Annotated in this window: 2 protein-coding genes; both read left to right on the forward strand. The window is 66.5% G+C overall.

Features of this window, described 5'->3' with window-relative positions; genetic code table 11:
* A partial coding sequence (locus tag EN750_RS33645; protein ID WP_127399221.1) for an ATP-binding cassette domain-containing protein occupies positions 1–404 on the forward strand: 404 nt, incomplete at its 5' end.
* The coding region (locus tag EN750_RS33650) for a sugar ABC transporter permease (protein ID WP_127399222.1) at positions 401–1556 on the forward strand (1156 nt) is incomplete at its 3' end. The genes EN750_RS33645 and EN750_RS33650, both read left to right, overlap by 4 nt.

The following is a 1556-nucleotide window of genomic DNA, read 5'->3' on the forward strand; positions in this document are numbered from 1 at the left end:
CGCGTATCCCAAGCGTGCGCGAAGTGGTCGCTTCGTTGTCGGGCGGCCAACGCCAGACGGTGGCGATCGCCCGCTCGCTGCTGCTCGAACCCAAGCTCATCCTGCTCGACGAGCCGACGGCGGCGCTCGGCGTGGCGCAGACGGCGGAAGTGCTCAACCTGATCGAGCGCGTGCGCGACCGCGGCCTCGGCGTCGTCATCATCAGCCACAATATGGAAGACGTGCGCGCCGTCGCCGACCGCATCGTCGTGCTGCGGCTTGGCCGCAACAACGGCATCTTCACCCCCGATGCCTCGAACCAGGAACTGGTCAGCGCCATCACCGGCGCGTCGAACAATTCGGTATCGCGGCGCGCCGAGCGGAGACAGGCCAGGCAAGACCAAACCCAGGAGCCACGCCCATGAGCCGCGAAGCCGAACAGGCCGCCCCCGTGCCGCCGCAGCTCGACCGCGCCGATGTGCGCGTCAAGCACGAGGCGGGGATCGGCGGCGCCATCCGCAGGTTCTTCGACCGGGTCCGCTCAGGCGATCTCGGCTCGCTGCCGGTTATCGTCGGGCTGGTCATCATCTGGACGGTGTTTGCCAGCATCAACCCGATCTTCTTGTCATCAAGCAATCTGGTCAATCTGCTGTTCGATTGCTCCACCGTGGGAGTCATCGCGCTCGGCATCGTCTGCGTTTTGATGGTCGGCGAAATCGACCTGTCTGTCGGTTCGATCAGCGGCTTTGCCTCGGCTATGGTCGGTACGCTGTGGGTCAACCAGGGCTGGCCGGTGGCGCTCGCCATTCTGGCCGCTGTCGCCGTCGGCGGCTTTATCGGCGCACTCTACGCGCTGCTGTTCAACCGGCTGGGCATGCCGAGCTTCGTCTCGACGCTGGCCGGTCTGCTGGCGGTGCTTGGCCTGCAGCTCTACATTCTCGGCTCGACCGGCTCGATCAATCTGCCCTACGGCTCGAACCTGGTGAATTTCGGCCAGCTGCTGATGATGCCGAAGTTCGTCTCGTTCGCTCTGGCGGCCGTGCCCGGTATCGTCATGCTGGTCACCGGCCTGCGCACTGTCGCGCGCCGCCGCGCCGCCAACCTGTCGGCGCCGTCGACCGGCGGGCTCGTCACGCGCGCGGTCGTGATCACGGTCATCCTCGAACTCATCGTCTTCTATCTCAACCAGGCGCGCGGCATTCCGTGGATGTTCGGCCTGTTCGTCGGCCTGGTCATATCAATGCATTACGCGCTGACGCGGACCAAATGGGGCCGCTCGATGTCGGCGGTCGGCGGCAACCGCGAGGCGGCAAGGCGCGCCGGCATCAATGTGCGGCTGATCTATTCGAGCGCCTTCGTGCTGTGCTCGATGCTGGCCGCTTTCGGCGGCGTGCTGTCGGCGGCCCGCCTGGCCTCGGCCAGCCAGCAGGCCGGCACCGGCGACGTCAACCTCAACGCCATCGCGGCGGCCGTCATAGGCGGTACCAGCCTGTTCGGCGGTCGCGGCAGTGCGTATTCGGCGCTGCTCGGCATCATCGTCATCCAGTCGATCGCCAGCGGCCTGACGCTGCTCGATC

It is taken from the genome of Mesorhizobium sp. M7A.F.Ca.ET.027.03.2.1 (assembly GCF_003999175.1).
GTDB lineage: Bacteria > Pseudomonadota > Alphaproteobacteria > Rhizobiales > Rhizobiaceae > Mesorhizobium.